Here is a 16,922-nt window from a genome sequence, read left to right on the forward strand (position 1 = left end):
GCCCTTATTCGATCCTCGTTAGACGAAACCCAATCGCTCGACGAGCGCAAAGATCCAGAACGCGCCGGCCATCAGCAGCGCAACGCCGACCGCGGCCGAGCCCATGTCCTTGACCCGGCCGATCTGCTTGTCGTGGTCCATGGTGAGGCGGTCGGCGAGTTTTTCGATCGCGGTGTTGAGCAGCTCGACCACCAGCACGAACGCGACCGCACAAACCAGCTCGACCGCGCGCATCGCGGTCGCGCCGATGAACCAGGCCAGCGGCAGCGACAGCAGGAGCGCAAAGATCTCCTCGCGGACGGCCTGCTCCGATCGAAACGCAAAGGCCAGACCGTTCCGGGAATTGATCGTGGCCTTCCAGATCCGCAGCAAGATCTTAGAGCCCCGCTGCGGCCGGCATCGGCTTGGCCTTGCCGGCACGTTCCTGCTTCAGCAGCTCGGCGATCAGGAAAGCCATATCGATGGATTGCTCGGCATTGAGGCGGGGATCGCAGACCGTGTGGTAGCGGTCGTTGAGATCCTCGTCGGTGATGGCGCGGGCGCCACCGAGGCATTCGGTGACGTCCTGGCCGGTCATCTCCAGATGCACGCCGCCGGCATGGGTGCCTTCAGCGCCGTGAATCGCGAAGAACGATTTCACCTCGGACAGGATGCGGTCGAAGGGGCGCGTCTTATAGCCTGATGTCGAGGTGATGGTGTTGCCGTGCATGGGATCGCACGACCAGACCACCACCCTGCCCTCGCGCTGCACGGCGCGGATCATGTTGGGCAGATGCTCGCCGACCTTGTCGGCGCCGAAGCGGCCGATCAGCGTCAGCCGGCCGGGCTCGTTGTCGGGGTTGAGCACGTCGATCAGCTTGAGCAATTCGTCGGACTTGAGCGAGGGGCCGCATTTGAGTCCGATCGGGTTCTTGATGCCGCGGAAATATTCGATGTGGCCGTGATCGAGCTGGCGGGTGCGGTCGCCGATCCAGATCATGTGGCCCGAGGTCGCGTACCAGTCGCCGGTGGTGGAATCGACGCGGGTCAGGGCCTGCTCGTAGCCGAGCAGCAGCGCCTCATGGCTGGTGTAGAAGTCAGTGGCGCGCAACTCGGGATGGGCCTCGAGGTCGAGGCCGCAGGCGCGCATGAAGTTCAGCGCGTCCGAGATGCGGTCGGCCAATTCCTTGTAGCGGCGGGACTGCGGGCTATCCTTCAGGAAGCCGAGCATCCATTGGTGCACGCTGCCGAGATTGGCGTAGCCGCCGGTGGCGAAGGCGCGGAGCAGGTTCAGCGTCGCGGCCGACTGGCGATAGGCCATCAGCTGGCGCTGCGGATCCGGCACGCGCGCTTCCTTGGTGAAGGCGATGTCGTTGACGATGTCGCCGCGATAGCTCGGCAGCTCGACGCCGTTCACATTCTCGGTCGGCGACGACCGTGGCTTTGCGAACTGGCCGGCGATGCGGCCGACTTTCACCACGGGGACGGCGCCGGCGTAAGTGAGCACCACCGCCATCTGGAGCAGCACGCGGAAGAAGTCGCGGATGTTGTTGGCGCCGTGCTCGGCAAAGCTCTCGGCACAGTCGCCACCCTGGAGCAGGAAGGCCTCGCCGGCCGCAACCCGCGCTAAGGCCTTCTTCAGGTTGCGCGCTTCGCCCGCGAACACCAGCGGCGGAAAGGTCGCAAGCTGCGCCTCGACGTCGGCCAAAGCCTTGGCGTCAGGATAATCGGGCACCTGTAGCACCGGCTTGCTGCGCCAGGACTCGGGCGTCCACCGCTCGGACATCGCAATCTCTCCGTGAAGCAAAAAAGTGCAACCTGATCTGTGGGTTGCGAGGGCCGCCTTATACACAGGCTGGCCCCGCCCCGCCAGTTGTAAATCCATTCCGCATTGCAAACCCTTGCGAGGAAAGCCAAATTCGCATTTGCTGGGAAACGGCAAGGAAACCGGCAAGTAAACCGGCAGGACACCTTCTGCCCATGGACGCGGCACTGGACGACGTTTTCATCGACGAGATCAGCTTCCCGGCGACCGACGGGTATGCCTTGACCGGCACCCTGTTTCTGCCGCGCGGCGCCAAGCGCCATGCCGTGCTGATCAACTCCGCCACCGCCGTCCCGCGAAAAATCTACCGCGGCTTCGCCTCCTATCTCGCCCATCGCGGCTGCGCCGTCCTGACCTACGACTATCGCGGCATCGGCGATTCCCGGCTGCAGGCGATGGTCGGCCACAACCGGCCGAAATCGCTGGTCGGCTTCAAGGCCTCGATGTCCGACTGGGCCGCTCTCGACGTCACCGCCGCGGTAGGCTGGATGCGCGAGCGCTACCACACCCTGCCCCTTGCCTATGTCGGCCATTCGTTCGGCGGCCAGGCGCTCGGGCTGATCGCCAACAACACGGACATCTCGCGCGCCGCCTTCGTGGCTTCGCAGGCCGCGACCTGGCGGCTGATGACCTCGCCGGAGAAATATCGCGTCTTCGCCTTCATGAATTTTGTCGGCGTACCGCTGGTCCACGCGCTCGGCTACGCGCCCGGCTGGGCCGGCATTGGCGAGGATTTGCCCAAGGGCGTTTTCCTGCAATGGGCCCAGTGGGTCTCGAGCCCCCGCTACCTCTTCGATTCACAGCTGCCGGCACTGGAGAATTTTGCCAGGTTCAAGGGCCAATTGCGCGCGCTGTGCTTCTCCGACGATCCCTGGGCGACGCGCTCCGCGGTCGAGTTGCTCACCAGCGGGTTCACCGCGATCAAGCCGGAGGTGTTGACGGTCAAACCGTCCGATGTCGGCGCCAAGGCCATCGGCCATTTCGGCTTCTTCCGCCCCGATCATCGCGATACGCTGTGGCACGGCGTCGCGGAATGGATCCAGGGTGAGTGACGTCAGCGGATGATCGTCGTCAGCGACGAGTAACGCCTGTTCGGCCTCGCTTCGCCCGGCGCGAATTGCGCAAATGCCTCGCTGACACGCACCGCCGGCGGCGTATCGTTAGCAAAGCGAAACTCCTTCGGCCGCGGCGCGTAGAAGCTGGCGCGGAAATAGGCGTCGTCGAAGCGTGCCTCGCCGACCCCGAACAATGCGTCGCAGACGAACAGAAGCGCGTACACTCCCGCGACCGCGGCGACGATCTCCCTGAGAATAGACATGCGGATGCCCTGCCCTTTTGCCGGGAGGATGCACGCGCGTTCCAAAGTCAAGGTTTAAGGCCGCACGTTTCTTGTTCGCAGGGTTTGCCGCTGCTGTGCGGATTGCAGACAATTTTATCGATCCGGAAAAGAGAGCCCGCCTGATCGCGCGATCAGGCGGGCTGGCCGCTTGGGAGGTATCAAACGGCCAGGTTCGTCAGCCGTGGCGTGCCTCCTTGCGATGGCCGCTCTCGCTGAGGCGATCGACCCAGGCGATGCCGATCGCCGAGATGATGAAGGTCAGGTGGATCAGCACCTGCCACATCACGCCGCTCTCGGTGAAATTGCTGCGCGTCGTGCCGAGATTGCCCGCCTCGATGAAGGTCCTGAGCAGCGAGATCGAGGAAATGCCGATGATCGCCATCGCCAGCTTGATCTTGAGCACGCTGGCATTGACGTGGCTCAGCCATTCCGGCTCGTCGGGATGACCGGTCAGGTTCAGCCGGGAGACGAAGGTCTCGTAGCCGCCGACGATCACCATCACCAGCAGGTTCGAAATCATGACGACGTCGATCAGCCCGAGCACGACCAGCATGATCTGCTGCTCGCTGGCGTCGAACGAGTGCGCGACCAGGTGCCAGAGCTCTTTCAGGAACAGCAGCACATAAACGCCCTGCGCGATGATCAGGCCGACATAGAGCGGCACTTGCAGCCAGCGCGAGCCAAAGATGAGCTGCGCAAACGGACCGATCTGCGGCGCTGGCGCGGAATGCGCCGAAAGTGCTTTGGTTTCAGACGTCATTGATCACTCCGGAGTGAGACAGGAAACGCGCCTTAGAGACTCGCGATGACAGGCGCGAGCTCGAGCGAGCCGCGATAGATCATCTCGAAGGCGACGTAAACGATGATGGCGAGACCGACATAGGCGATCCAGCGCTGCTTCTGCAGCACGCGGCCGAGCAGGTCTGCGGCAACGCCCATCATCGCCACCGACAATAGCAGGCCGAACGCAAGGATGTAGGGATGCTCGCGCGCGGCGCCCGCGACCGCGAGCACGTTGTCGAGCGACATCGAGACGTCGGCGGCGACGATTTGCAAGGCCGCCTGCCCGAAAGTCTTATGCGGCACAGGTGCGTCGCTCGCGCCGCCGCCATGGCTGAATGCAAGCTGACGCGAATGCGCGGCCCGCTCGCGCAGCTCGCGCCACATCTTCCAGCAGACCCAGAGCAACAGCACGCCGCCGGCGAGCAGGAGGCCGATCACTTGCAGGAGCTGGGTCGCAACGCCGGCGAAGACGATGCGGAGCGCAGTAGCGGCGACGATGCCGACCACGATGGCGCGCCGGCGCTGCTCGGCCGGCAGCCCGGCCGCGGCAAGGCCGATGACGACGGCGTTGTCGCCGGCCAGCACAAGGTCGATCAGGACGACCTGAAGCAGCGCGGCCAGCGCCTCTGTGGTGATGAGTTCAGTCATGATCGATCATGCTTCGATGCGGACGGATCGAGCCATTGCGGCTTCTTCCGCTCGACCCAGTCCAGGACCTTCGAACGTGAGGAGCGCAACGCGGGCACGTCCTCCGCAAGCAGCGCGAGGCCGAGTGGCAGCATCCAGACACCCAGTATCGGCAGGAAGGAGAACACGCCGCCGACGACGAGCAGTGCGCCCGAGGGGATCCTGACCCAGCGGCTCGACGGCTTGAGCAGATAGGTGACGGTGTCGCCCACGCGCGGCGGCAGGCAATTGACGAGTTTGTCGAGGCGCGGATCGCCGCCGGCCATCTGGCTGGCAGCCCCCTCGGCTCCCGTCGCACGCTCGTCCGAGGCAGTAGTCATGCTCATTCCTCGGCGGCGGCGCGGTGCGCGGCCGGTACGACCCGCTTTGCACGCGGCAGCGCCAGCGTCAGCAGGCGCAACAGCTTGATTGCTTGCACCTCATGGGGATGGACGTCTTCGTCAGCGGCCGCGACACGCTCCGACAACTCCATCAGATGAGACGACAGCGGCATGTCCGAGACCGGCCGCAGCGTCTCGATCACGACGTTGGCAAAATCCGGCTCCTCGAGTCGTTCGGCGAGCGCGTCGAACATCGCAAGCAGCCTATCGTCGTCGATATGAGGTGCCAATCCGCGATCCCGGATGAAGCGGATCACTTCGTCGCGCTCGACCGGCGAAACGCGCCGGTCGGCCACGGCGACCAGTGCGCCGGCAATGACCAGCGCCGCCGCAGCCTGCTCGTTCAGGCTGGACGGATCCGCGATCTCGATCTCGTTCGGATTTGAATGCTTGGCGTCAGACATCGTTGCTCCTCGATCTTGCGAAATGGCCGCACGGAGCTGCGATGGAGCGACTGGTCGGAGAGAACCGAAGAAGGCCCGACGATCGGCCGATCCATCGCATTCGCGCGGGACAGGTCATCCGACATCACGAGGTTTGCCGACATCGTCGGCGTCCTCGCCAGAGGGGCCCGGATTCTTGTTCACGCAAGAAATAAAGACGGACCTGTCGGAATCAAGGCGACACGACTGCGACCAGCCGCCGCATCGGTTCCATGGGGCGGCGAGCAGGCCGAGTCGCGCGGCACCGTTACCGAACCGTCATCCTGAGGCGTGAGGTTTGCGATGCGAACGCATCGCAAGCCGAGCCTCGAAGGATGACGGCTCGTGCTTGTAATACAACGCAGGATGGGAGGCCGTTCCGCCGATTTCAGCTCGCGCAGGACCGAACCGTGACGCGCTCGCTCCTGACGACGGTTTCGACTGCCTTGCACGCTACGGCGCCAAAGTCCGACGGTTGCAGATAGCCTTGGGCATACGCTTCCTGCGTCAGGCGATCGATGCGCTTGTCCTCGCCGGTCGACCATTGCCGGGCGATGTAGTCCGCACCGGGTTTGCCAAAGGTTTCAGGATAACGTTCGGCGTCGTTCTGACGATGGTAGTAATATTCGCCGACCGAGCTGATGAACTGCTTCCGCCCCTCGCCGGCGCAGCGCGATCCATAGGGGCGCTCCAATGCCCGCGCCACCGCACGGCGTTTGCTTACTCTCCCTTCCACGAAGATCGCTTCGTTGGACCCGTAGCCCGGACCGTCGATTGGAGGTGCGGGCTGAGGTGACTTTTGCCGTGCGAATGCCCATGCGGCGACCTGATAGACGACGAGGGCCCAGAGGATGAACCAGGCACGGCTCATCTCGCGTTCGTCCCGCGTTGCTTCGGCAGGCATACAGGAGACGGATCGGACCATAGGCCGGGCCCGGCAAACTGGAGCACCGTGAGGCGGATCTCCTCCGGAAAATCCTCCTCGACGATACCTTTTTGTTCAAACGCCTCGGCGAGCTGCGCCTGGACGCGAACGTCCAGCGGCGTCGAGTACGCGGCGTTGGCCTGATCGTGCTTCTTTTCGCTACAGAACATCGCCAGTAGCGGATTTGGACAGTCAAGAATCTTCATGTAGCCCCGCGCATAGGCCGACGTTGCCGCGATGAGGTTCGCTTTCATCATCCTGTCGCACGGCGACATTGCGTAGGCGGCGCCTGCCTGCAGCGCGTCCATCCGCAGCGTATCGAGTTGCGGATCCTTGTCGCTTTGCAGGGTGTGCTTGGCCTCCCACGCCTTGCGTTCATGGGCCTTGGCACTCTCGTCGCCGAACGAGGCCGTGAGTGTCGGCTTCAACTGGCCGACCGGCGAAGAGGAAGAGACGGTCATGGGAAAGCCACGCATCGCCCAGGAGATGCCTACGAAGGTCGTGACGAACGCCATACATGTGAAAAGAACGAAGCGGCCCATGATCTGCACCCAAATATCGAGCGCAACCTAGCCGTGTCGAGTTAAGAGATGTAACTTATGTGTGGGTTCCAGCTCTGAAGGGTAAATGAACGTCTAAGGGGCGCGCTGGATCGCAGCCTCGACGATCTCAGGCACGAGTGCTCCTGCTCCGTCATAACGCCCACGCAAGCTTCGGCAACGAAATGTCGTCCCGAATTCGGGTATCGTGGAGAACCGCATGAATCATGAATCATGTCACGCCTTGCGCCGGCTGCGGCCACGGACTTGTCCCAATGCTTTCGGCAAAGGGCCGCGCGGAGCTCAGCTGCCTCTGGTGCGAAGGCATCGACGTGCGAACGATGGACATGGCGAAGTGGGCGGACAGTCCGTCCGGCAAACCTGAACGGGCCGCTCGCCAGTCGTTCGAATGACGGTCGTCCTGCTCCGATCAGATTCCCGCCGCCACGCGTTGCGGAGGCATATTACCCGACTCCGGGAGACGATCAGCCGATGACTTTCGGGGCGGCCGGCGCCGCCGCACGTAGAGGCAGTTGACGAGGATCGGCTCGTCATCGCCGAGCGTTATACGCTCCCTGACGAGCAGGCTCATGACCGAACGCATCTTGAGGATTTCCTGCGCGACGAAGCTGCAGTCCTCGTCCCGGTTGACCTGCTCACGCATGATGGCTTCGGCCTCGAGCATGCTGACACGAAGCGCTCGAATGGTTCTGCGGATTTCGTTGATGCGGTTGTCCATCGCTGCCTCCCAATCATGGTTGCAGCATAAGAACAAAACATGAACAACGCGTCAAGACCTCAAAACGTCAAGCCCTCAAAACCAAGGCCGCACGGGTGAAAGGCTACTCCGCCGCCTGACGCACGTAGCGTGCGGTCGGCGTGCGCATGGTGACGAGCTCTTCGGCCGCGGTCGGATGCAGCGCGATCGTGGCGTCGAAATCGGCCTTGGTCGCCTTCATCTTCACGGCGATCGCGACCGCCTGGGTGATCTCGGCGGCGGCATCGCCGACGATGTGGCAGCCCAGCACGCGGTCGGAGGCCCCGTCGACGACGAGCTTCATCAGCACACGCGTGTCGCGGCCCGACATCGTCGCCTTGATGGGGCGGAACGTCGTCTTATAGATGTCGACATGGCTGTACTGCGCCCGCGCCTCGGTCTCGGTGAGGCCGACGGTGCCGACCTCCGGCTGCGAGAACACGGCGGTCGGAATGTTGGCGTGATCGACCCTGACCTCGCGCTTGCCGAACACGGTGTCGGCGAAGGCATGGCCCTCGCGGATCGCGACCGGCGTCAGGTTGAAGCGGTGGGTGACGTCGCCGATCGCATAGATGCTGTCGACCGAGCTCTTCGAGAAATGATCGACCGCGATGCCGCCATTCCTCGGATTGATGACGACGCCGGCATTCTCCAGCCCGAGATTGGCGACGTTGGGATGGCGGCCGATCGCGAACATCACCTGCTCGGAGGCGAGGCTCGATCCGTTCGACAGATGGGTGGTGAATTCCTCGCCGTGGCGGTCGACCTTGGTCACGGTGCAGCCGGTGAGGATGGTGATGCCCTGCTTCTCCATCTCGGCACGAACATGGGTCCGAACATCCTCGTCAAAACCGCGAAGGATGTTGTCGCCGCGATAGATCACGGTGACGTCGGAGCCGAAGCCGGCGAAGATGCCGGCGAATTCGAGCGCGATGTAGCCGCCGCCCTGGATCACGATCCGCTTCGGCAGCCTCGCAAGGTGGAATGCCTCGTTGGAGGAGATCACGTGCTCGATGCCGGGAATTGCTGCGCCGTGGTTCGGCGCGCCGCCGGTGGCGATCAGGATGTATTTCGCCGTGATCTTCCTGTCGTTCTCGAGCAGGCGGATGGTGTGCGCGTCCTCGATCGCCGCGCGGCTTTTGACGATCTGCGCGCCCGACCTCTCGACGTTTGCGGTGTAGGCCGCCTCCAGCCGCGCGATCTCCTTGTCCTTGTTGGCGATCAGGGTCGGCCAGTCGAAGCTGGCGGGCGGAATGGTCCAGCCGAAGCCGGCGGCGTCCTCGAGCTCGTGGCGGACATGCGAGCCGATCACGAACAGCTTCTTCGGCACGCAGCCGCGGATCACGCAGGTGCCGCCCATGCGGTACTCTTCCGCGATCGTCACGCGGGCGCCGTGACCGGCCGCGATGCGGGCGGCACGCACGCCGCCCGAGCCGCCACCGATGACGAAGAGGTCGACGTCGAATTCAGCCATTGTCCACTCCGACCCCTTTCAGCGATCTCCGATCAGATAGTATCGATCAGATCTCCTTGCCACGCTTGCGCATCTCGGCGCGGAAGGCTCCCATCACGGTTTCGGAGAAGTTCTGGGCCCAGGAGTTCATGAAGGCCATGCTGAGGCCGATGGCGCGCGGCTCGGCCTCGATCAGCTTCTTACCCAGCGGCGACTTGTAGAAGGTGACGAGGTCCTTCAGCTCCTGCTCGGTGAACTCGCTGGCATAGATCTGCGCCATGCCTTCGCCGATCTCGTTCTGGCGGCCGGCGAGCTGCTGGGCCACGATCGGCGCGACCTCGTTGAGGTCCTTCTGGTAGTTGAGGTTCTGCTGCGTCAGCGCGATCTTGGTCTTCTCGACGAGGCCGGGCACGGCGCCTTGATACATCGCGGTGGCGTTCTTGATCTGCAGGATCTCCCTGGCCGCAGCAATCGCCGCCGGCGAGGCCTTCGGCTGGGCCGGCGCCGCAGCCTTGGGCGCGCCCTGCTGGGCCACAGCCGGGGCGACCGAGAGGGCCAGTCCCACAGCAAGGGTCGCGGCCGGCAACAATTTCAAAACGCTCTTCATTCCTAGTCTCCTTAGGGCTTTCGCCGTTCAATCACGCGGATTCCCTCGCCGCCCGCCAGAACGGCCGAGCTGGCCAGGCCGATGAACAGGCCATGCTCGACCACACCGGGGATAGCGCTCAACGCCTTGGCGAGACTGGGTGGATCCACAATACGTCCGAGCTGGGCATCGACGATCCAGTGGCCGCCGTCGGTGACGAAAACGTGGCCGTCCTTGGCCTTGCGGACCGCCATTTGCCCGGAAACGCCGCATTCGGCAAATGCCTTTTCGATCGCGCGGCGCGTCGCGCCAAGCCCGAACGGGATGACCTCGACCGGCAGCGGAAACTTGCCGAGTGCCGGCACCCATTTGCTGTCGTCGGCAATCACGATCATGCGATCCGAGGCGGCCGCCACGATCTTCTCGCGTAGCAGCGCGCCGCCACCGCCTTTGATGAGGTTGAGCTCGGGATCGATCTCGTCGGCGCCGTCGACGGTGATGTCGAGATGGTCGATCTCATCCAGCGTGGTCAGCGGCACGCCGCAACGCATTGCGTCCGCGCGCGTGGCCTCCGAGGTCGGCACGCCGATCACCTTGAGCCCGGCGGCAACGCGCTCGCCGAGCAGCTCGACGAAATGTTTTGCAGTCGAGCCGGTGCCGAGCCCGAGCTGCATGCCGTCGCGCACTTCCTCGAGGGCGCGCGCTGCAGCCTGCCGCTTCAACTGGTCCATGTTCACGTTTGCGCCCGCCTTTGGATCGAGAATGTGCCGCCGGTGTGGCCGGTTGCGGCGGCCTATGTAGCCTCGTTTTTCCCCGGAGAACAGGGTCTGGGAACAGGTCTATAAGCGGATATTATGGCCCCGCCCCTTGCTTCGACGCGACCGCGCCGGTAGCGCTTCGCCCATGACCTCCCCTCACACCATCGTCTTCGATCTCGACGGCACGCTTGTGGATACGGCGCCCGACCTGATCACCGCGCTGAATCACGTGCTCGACCGCGCAGGGCTGCCGCCCGTGCCGATGGCCTCGGCTCGCAACATGATCGGCGCCGGCGCCCGCAAGCTGATCGAACGGGGCCTGGAGGCCGAGGGTCGCACCGTCACCCCCGCAGACATGAACCGGATGACGGCCGATTTCATCGCCTATTATGCCGACCATATCGCGGTCGAATCCCGCCCCTTCGAGGGACTCGAAGCCGCGCTCGACCAGTTTGCCGCCCAGGGCCATCGCCTCGCGGTCTGCACCAACAAGCTGGAATGGCTGTCGAAGCGGCTTTTGGACCAGCTCGACCTCAGTCGCCGCTTTGCGGCGATCTGCGGCGCCGACACGTTCGGTGTCCAGAAGCCCGATCCGACCATTTTCCGCGAGACCGTGGCCCGCGCCGGCGGAGAGGTCAAAGCCAGTATCATGGTCGGTGACGCCGGAACCGACGTTGGCGTCGCCCGGCGGGCCGGCGTGCCCGTCATTGGGGTCAGCTTCGGCTATACGGACGTGCCGATCGCCGAGCTGAAGCCGGACCGGCTGATCCATCACATGCGCGACCTGCCCGCCGCAGCGCACAGCTTGATGAATACCCGGACTCCCGCAAGCCACTGATTAATCTATATTATTCCGCAGAACCCCGCATTAACCATCTATTATCTATGCGCAGCCCGCCGGTTGCCTGCCCCAAACGACACTCCTAAGGTCCGGCTGGGGTAGGTGGCGGTTCGTCGCAGAAATGGGTGGTCATGCGTCGTGTCATCGCGATTGCGTTAGCAGGAGCGAGCCTTGGTGGCTGCTCCTCAATGTCCTGGGACATGTTCAAATCGGCCCCGCCGACCGTCCAGGTCAGGCTCGAATCAAGTCCTCCGGGGGCTGACGCCACAACCTCGCTCGGTCCGGGCTGCAAGACCCCCTGCTCCGTCTCGGTTCCCGCCCCCGATGCTCCGTTTACGGTCGCTTTCGCGCTGGCCAAGTACCAGCCGGCGAACGTGCCGGTGAACATGATCAAGAATCCCGGCGATTTCACCACCCCCGCCTCGGTGACCATCGACCCGAATCCGGTGTTCGCGGAGCTCCAGCCGGCCACTCCGCCCAAGCCGGTCCGCAAGCCGCACCGGCCGAAGAAGCCGAAACCGGCCGCTGCCGCAGCGCCGGTGGATGCCACACAGACTGCGGCTTCGCCGTTCCCCGATCCGAACGCGGGCAAGCGCTGACAACCCGATTGTCCTCGGCCAGCCCGATGCTTAGATTGCTTCCCGAGCACCGCTAAAGCATCGGTGTGCGAGTCGCCCAAAGTGACAAGGCCTCCCGTATGAACGGATCTTCCGCGAGTCCCCTCGCCACAGCGAGTCCCCTCGCCGCGCTGTCGAGCCCCATGACCGATCCGTTCGGGCGGACCATCAGCTATTTGCGCGTCTCCGTCACCGACCGCTGCGACTTGCGCTGCTTCTATTGCATGTCGGAGGACATGACGTTCCTGCCCAAGGCGGACCTGCTGACACTTGAGGAACTCGACCGGCTCTGCTCGGCCTTCATCGCCAAAGGCGTGAAGAAGCTGCGGCTCACCGGCGGCGAGCCCTTGGTCCGCCGCAACGTGATGACGTTGGTGCGCTCGCTGTCGCGGCATCTTTCCAGCGGCGCCCTGAACGAGCTGACGCTGACCACCAACGGCACCCAGCTTGCGAAACATGCGAGCGAGCTTGCCGATTGCGGCGTCCGCCGCATCAACGTCTCGCTCGACACGCTCGATTCGCGGAAGTTTCGCGAGATCACCCGCTGGGGCGAGATCGACAAGGTCCTGGAAGGCATCGAAGCCGCACGAGCCGCAGGGCTCAGCGTGAAGATCAACGCGGTGGCGCTGAAGAACCTCAACGAGGACGAACTGCCCGAGCTGATGCGCTGGGCCCACGGCATGGGCATGGGCCTGACGTTGATCGAGGTGATGCCGATGGGCGAGATCGGATCGGGACGGATCGACCAATATCTGCCGCTGTCCCTGGTGCGCGCCCGCCTCGCCCAGCAATTCACGCTGACGGATCTGGCCGAGACCACGGGCGGACCGGCGCGCTATGTCAGCGTCGCCGAGACCGGCGGCAAGCTCGGCTTCATCACGCCGATGACCCATAATTTCTGCGAGTCCTGCAACCGGGTGCGCATCACCTGCACGGGAACGCTGCACACCTGCCTCGGCCACGAGGATGCCTCGGATTTACGCAAACCTCTGCGTGCATCGAATGAGGACGTGCTGCTTGCGGATGCGATCGACCGCGCCATCGGGCTGAAGCCCAAGGGCCACGATTTCATCATCGACCGCCGCCACAACCGTCCCAGCGTCTCCAGGCACATGAGCGTCACCGGCGGCTGACCCCGTGGGGTTACGGTCTTATTCCCCTTAACTATCAACAAACTTCCGATTGACTGGCGGCACGCCCGCTGGTTTGGTGCGGCTGCCTTATGCCTGCGCGGCGAGACAAGCCACGCGCCAACTCGGCGCAGTCAAGACGGCCGGGGCACAATCGGGGAGGACCTATCGTTGCAAGCGCTCCTAAAGCTGAGCCAAGGAATTGACGCGTTCACGCGCTGGACGGGCAAACGCCTGGCGTGGTTGATCGTGCTCGCCGTCATCATTTCGGCGGTCAATGCGATCGTCCGCAAGACGTTCGACACGTCGTCCAATTCGTGGCTCGAGCTGCAATGGGTGCTGTTCAGCATCGTCTTCCTGCTGTGCTCGCCCTGGACGCTGCTCGATAACGAGCACATCCGCATCGACATCGTGAACAATGCGCTGCCGAAGACGGCTCGCAATGTCATCGACGTGATCGGTCACCTGTTCTTCCTCATTCCGCTGTGCATCGTCATGATCATTACGGGCGTGCCGTTCTTCGAGCGCTCGTTCCAGATCAACGAGCAATCCGGCAACGCCGGCGGCCTGCCGCAATGGCCCGCCAAATCCCTGATCATGATCGGGTTCGCTTTGCTGCTCGTTCAAGGCATCTCCGAGCTGATCAAGCGAATTGCGGTCATGCGCGGAATGATGCCGGACCCGCATGAATCCCAAGTGTCGGCGCTGGAGGCGGAAGTCGAGCATCTCGTCGAAGCGATCGAGAAGAAATAGCCGTTGGCGACGGTTTAGGGGGAATTATGACCGCGTTTATCATCGCCAATATGGCGCCCATCATGTTCGCGTCGCTGGTCGTCATGCTGCTGCTCGGCTATCCCGCAGCATTCTCGCTCGGCGCCGTCGGCCTGTTCTACGCCGTGGTCGGCATCGAGCTCGGCGAGTTCCGCCCGGACTTCCTTCAGGCCCTTCCGGAGCGGGTCTATGGCGTGATGAACAACGACACGCTGCTCGCCATTCCGTTCTTCACCTTCATGGGATTGGTGCTGGAGCGGTCGGGCATGGCCGAGGACCTGCTCGACACCATCGGCCAACTGTTCGGTACCATCCGCGGCGGCCTTGCCTATGCCGTGATCTTCGTCGGCGCGCTGCTCGCCGCGACGACGGGCGTGGTCGCCGCCTCCGTGATCTCAATGGGTCTGATCTCGCTGCCGATCATGCTGCGCTATGGCTACGACCGCCGCGTGGCAGCCGGCGTCATCGCCGCGTCCGGCACGCTCGCGCAGATCATTCCGCCCTCGCTCGTTCTGATCGTGATGGCCGACCAACTCGGCAAATCCGTCGGTGACATGTACGAGGGCGCCTTCATCCCAGGCCTCGTGCTCGCCGGCCTCTACGCCGCCTACGCCTTCCTCGTCAGCATGATCTTCCCGAAGGCCACGCCGGGCCTGCCGAAGGAGGCCATCGGCTTCCGCGAGGAGAGTGGCAGCCGCGGCCTCGGTTCGCTCGGCGTGCTGTTCCTCGCCAGCGGCGTGTTCGGCTGGTTCATGATGCGCGATTCGAGCGTGCATGGCGCCGATTACGTCGTGCTCAGCATGTTCTACGGCATCATCTTCGCATTCGTCGTCGCTGTGGTGAACTGGGTCATCGACAAGCTCACCGGCTTCCGTTTTCTCTCGAAGATGGCGCAGCAGACCACTTTCGTCATGGTGCCGCCGCTGTTCCTGATCTTCCTGGTGCTGGGCACGATCTTCATCGGTATCGCGACCCCGACCGAAGGCGGCGCGATGGGTGCGGCCGGCGCCCTCATCCTCGGTGCCGCGAAGCGGCGGCTGAGCTGGGACTTGATCCGGCAGGCCACGGAATCGACCGCCAAGCTGTCGGCTTTCGTCGTGTTCATCCTGGTCGGCGCCCGCGTGTTCTCGCTCACCTTCTACGGCGTCAACGGGCACGTCTGGGTCGAGCACCTGCTGACCTCCCTGCCCGGCGGCCAGGTCGGCTTCCTGATCTTCGTCAACGCCTTCGTTTTCGTGCTGGCCTTCTTCCTCGACTTCTTCGAGCTGGCCTTCATCGTGATCCCGCTGCTCGGACCTGCCGCCGAGCATCTCGGCATCGACCTGATCTGGTTCGGCGTCATCCTCGGCGTCAACATGCAGACCTCCTTCATGCATCCGCCGTTCGGCTTCGCCCTGTTCTATCTGCGATCGGTCGCGCCGAAGGAGCGCTACACCGATCGCGTCACCGGCAAGCGGATGGACCCTGTCACCACGGGCCAGATCTATTGGGGTGCGGTCCCGTTCGTCGTCATCCAGATCATCATGGTCGGTCTGGTGATCGCGTTCCCCGCGATGGTGATGCACTACAAGGGCGTCCAGACCAACATCGACCCCAACACGATCAAGATCGAGGTGCCGCAGATCGAGCTGCCGCCGCTGGATTTGGGACCACCGCAGAAATAGCGGGGACGACACTCGCCGTCATGCTCCGCTCAAGCGGCGCATGACGCACAACGGCGTGCGTGACAAGCACCGGAAACGCAGGCATACCGGGCCATCCTCCACCCCATGGATGGCCGCTCATGTCCCGCTTGCCCCTTGCTACATCGCTCGTTGGCCCGTTGATCGCCTCGCTCTGGCTGGCATGTGCCGCCACGACGGCGCAGGCCGAGCCGATCGCCGATATCCATACGCTGGCGCAAAAGGAGCAGCAGCCGCTGCTCGACACCCTGCGCGATCTCGTCAACATCGAATCCGGCAGCAAGGACATCGAAGGCCTGAACCAGATCGCTGAGCGCGTTGCCGGCCAACTCAGGCAGCTCGGCGGCACGGTGGAGATCCTGCAACCCACCGACATCTATCGCCTCGACGACACGCCTGAGAAGGTCGGGCCTGCCGTGCACGCCGTGTTCAAGGGCACGGGCAGCAAGAAGATCATGCTGATCGCCCACATGGACACGGTGTACCTGAAGGGCATGCTGAAGGACCAGCCGTTCCGCATCGACGGCGACAAGGCCTACGGCCTCGGCATTGCCGACGACAAGCAGGGCGTCGCACTCATTCTCCATACCGTGGCCCTACTCCAGAAGCTGAACTTCAAAGACTACGGCACGCTCACGGTGCTCACGAATGGCGACGAGGAGATCTCCTCGCCCGGCTGGCGCAGCACCATCACCCGGTTCGCCGCGGATCAGGACGTGGTGTTCTCGTTCGAAGGCGGCGGGACCGACGGCACGCTGCGCCTCGCCACCAGCGGCATCGGTTCGGCCTATCTCACCGTGCATGGCAAGTCGTCACATGCCGGCGCAAGGCCTGAGGGCGGCGTGAATGCGCTGTACGAGCTCTCGCACCAGGTGCTCCAGATGAAGGACCTGTCCAAGCCCGAGCAAGGCCTGAAGCTGAACTGGACGGTCTCCAAATCCGGCACTAATCGCAATGTGATCCCTGCCGACGCCACGGCCCAGGCCGACGCGCGTGCGCTCAAGGTGGCCGACTTTGACGAGCTGGAGAAGGCGCTTCAGGACAAGATCAAGAATCGCCTGCTGCCCGACTCCAAGGTCGACCTGAAGTTCGAGGTGCGTCGTCCGCCGTTGGAGGCCAACGAGGCCTCGCGCCACGTGGCGGCCTACGGCAAGACGATCTATCAGGAGCTCGGAATGTCCCTCAAGGTCGACGAGAAGGCGACCGGCGGCGGCACCGACGCCGCGTTTGCTGCGCTCAAGACCAGAGGAGCCGTGGTGGAAGGCATGGGCCTGTCAGGCTTCGGTGCACACTCCAACGATGCCGAATATGTGCAGCTCAACAGCATTGTGCCGCGTTTGTATCTGGCCACACGCATGATCATGGATCTGTCCACCGGCAAGCTGAAATAGCGGTTGTTTTCTTCCTCCTCTCCTTGTGGGAGAGGGGTTGCTTCCGCGCACTTCATG

General features: G+C 63.8%; 20 protein-coding genes. 7 read left to right on the forward strand and 13 right to left on the reverse strand.

Going from position 1 to position 16,922, the window contains the following annotated elements; translation table 11 throughout:
* Positions 1-18: 18 nt before the first annotated feature.
* Both XH85_RS28630 and XH85_RS28635 read right to left on the reverse strand, forming a co-directional pair.
* Entirely contained in the window at positions 19-372 is a 354-nt protein-coding gene (locus tag XH85_RS28630; protein ID WP_128934485.1) for a diacylglycerol kinase, read from the reverse strand.
* Between the two features lie 4 nt (positions 373-376).
* On the reverse strand, positions 377-1,765 hold the full coding sequence (locus XH85_RS28635; RefSeq protein WP_128934486.1) for a class II 3-deoxy-7-phosphoheptulonate synthase: 1,389 nt from the start codon (positions 1,763-1,765) through the stop codon (positions 377-379).
* Positions 1,766-1,959: 194 nt separating this feature from the next.
* On the opposite strand from XH85_RS28635, the gene XH85_RS28640 reads away from it, so the two are divergent.
* The gene (locus XH85_RS28640) at positions 1,960-2,856 is read left to right on the forward strand and encodes an alpha/beta hydrolase family protein (protein WP_128934487.1); all 897 of its coding nucleotides are present in this window, start codon (positions 1,960-1,962) and stop codon (positions 2,854-2,856) included.
* 2 nt (positions 2,857-2,858) lie between these two features.
* Here XH85_RS28640 and XH85_RS28645 read toward each other — a convergent pair whose 3' ends face one another.
* From XH85_RS28645 to rpiA, 11 genes are all read right to left on the reverse strand, one after another.
* Positions 2,859-3,122, reverse strand: a complete 264-nt coding sequence (locus XH85_RS28645) for a hypothetical protein (RefSeq protein WP_128934488.1) — start codon at positions 3,120-3,122, stop codon at positions 2,859-2,861.
* 196 nt (positions 3,123-3,318) lie between these two features.
* Entirely contained in the window at positions 3,319-3,903 is a 585-nt protein-coding gene (locus tag XH85_RS28650) for a TIGR00645 family protein (RefSeq protein ID WP_091888732.1), read from the reverse strand.
* Positions 3,904-3,935: 32 nt separating this feature from the next.
* Positions 3,936-4,574: a TerC family protein gene (locus XH85_RS28655; RefSeq protein WP_128934489.1), complete on the reverse strand. Its 639-nt coding sequence runs from the start codon at positions 4,572-4,574 to the stop codon at positions 3,936-3,938.
* Positions 4,571-4,933, reverse strand: a complete 363-nt coding sequence (locus XH85_RS28660) for a hypothetical protein (protein WP_208758058.1) — start codon at positions 4,931-4,933, stop codon at positions 4,571-4,573. The genes XH85_RS28655 and XH85_RS28660 overlap by 4 nt, the downstream gene beginning before the upstream one ends.
* A gap of 2 nt (positions 4,934-4,935) precedes the next feature.
* Positions 4,936-5,397, reverse strand: coding sequence for a TerB family tellurite resistance protein (locus tag XH85_RS28665; protein WP_128934491.1), 462 nt, complete (start codon positions 5,395-5,397; stop codon positions 4,936-4,938).
* 406 nt (positions 5,398-5,803) lie between these two features.
* A complete protein-coding gene (locus tag XH85_RS28670; protein WP_128934492.1) occupies positions 5,804-6,286 on the reverse strand; it encodes a hypothetical protein in 483 nt (160 codons plus the stop codon).
* Entirely contained in the window at positions 6,283-6,882 is a 600-nt protein-coding gene (locus tag XH85_RS28675) for a hypothetical protein (RefSeq protein ID WP_245474276.1), read from the reverse strand. Before XH85_RS28675 ends, XH85_RS28670 begins: the two co-directional genes overlap by 4 nt.
* Before the next feature lie 427 nt (positions 6,883-7,309).
* The gene (locus XH85_RS28685) at positions 7,310-7,618 is read right to left on the reverse strand and encodes a hypothetical protein (protein ID WP_245473803.1); all 309 of its coding nucleotides are present in this window, start codon (positions 7,616-7,618) and stop codon (positions 7,310-7,312) included.
* Between the two features lie 103 nt (positions 7,619-7,721).
* Positions 7,722-9,110 (reverse strand): glutathione-disulfide reductase, encoded by a 1,389-nt coding sequence (gor, locus tag XH85_RS28690; protein WP_128934494.1) that lies wholly within the window; start codon positions 9,108-9,110, stop codon positions 7,722-7,724.
* A 46-nt stretch (positions 9,111-9,156) separates the two neighbouring features.
* Positions 9,157-9,696, reverse strand: a complete 540-nt coding sequence (locus tag XH85_RS28695; RefSeq protein WP_091888746.1) for a DUF2059 domain-containing protein — start codon at positions 9,694-9,696, stop codon at positions 9,157-9,159.
* A gap of 11 nt (positions 9,697-9,707) precedes the next feature.
* Positions 9,708-10,412 (reverse strand): ribose-5-phosphate isomerase RpiA, encoded by a 705-nt coding sequence (gene rpiA / locus XH85_RS28700; protein WP_128934495.1) that lies wholly within the window; start codon positions 10,410-10,412, stop codon positions 9,708-9,710.
* Positions 10,413-10,578: 166 nt separating this feature from the next.
* On the opposite strand from rpiA, the gene XH85_RS28705 reads away from it, so the two are divergent.
* The 6 genes from XH85_RS28705 (at position 10,579) to XH85_RS28730 (ending at position 16,865) form a co-directional block, all read left to right on the forward strand.
* On the forward strand, positions 10,579-11,271 hold the full coding sequence (locus XH85_RS28705) for an HAD family hydrolase (RefSeq protein WP_128934496.1): 693 nt from the start codon (positions 10,579-10,581) through the stop codon (positions 11,269-11,271).
* A gap of 134 nt (positions 11,272-11,405) precedes the next feature.
* Positions 11,406-11,873, forward strand: a complete 468-nt coding sequence (locus XH85_RS28710) for a hypothetical protein (protein WP_128934497.1) — start codon at positions 11,406-11,408, stop codon at positions 11,871-11,873.
* Positions 11,874-11,971: 98 nt separating this feature from the next.
* Positions 11,972-13,024: a GTP 3',8-cyclase MoaA gene (gene moaA / locus XH85_RS28715; protein WP_128934498.1), complete on the forward strand. Its 1,053-nt coding sequence runs from the start codon at positions 11,972-11,974 to the stop codon at positions 13,022-13,024.
* A 168-nt stretch (positions 13,025-13,192) separates the two neighbouring features.
* The gene (locus tag XH85_RS28720) at positions 13,193-13,774 is read left to right on the forward strand and encodes a TRAP transporter small permease subunit (RefSeq protein ID WP_128934499.1); all 582 of its coding nucleotides are present in this window, start codon (positions 13,193-13,195) and stop codon (positions 13,772-13,774) included.
* A gap of 26 nt (positions 13,775-13,800) precedes the next feature.
* Positions 13,801-15,456, forward strand: a complete 1,656-nt coding sequence (locus XH85_RS28725; protein ID WP_128934500.1) for a TRAP transporter large permease — start codon at positions 13,801-13,803, stop codon at positions 15,454-15,456.
* 119 nt (positions 15,457-15,575) lie between these two features.
* Positions 15,576-16,865 (forward strand): M20/M25/M40 family metallo-hydrolase, encoded by a 1,290-nt coding sequence (locus tag XH85_RS28730; RefSeq protein ID WP_164939949.1) that lies wholly within the window; start codon positions 15,576-15,578, stop codon positions 16,863-16,865.
* The last annotated feature ends 57 nt before the right edge of the window (positions 16,866-16,922 follow it).

This window comes from Bradyrhizobium zhanjiangense (assembly GCF_004114935.1).
Taxonomy (GTDB): Bacteria; Pseudomonadota; Alphaproteobacteria; order Rhizobiales; family Xanthobacteraceae; genus Bradyrhizobium; species Bradyrhizobium zhanjiangense.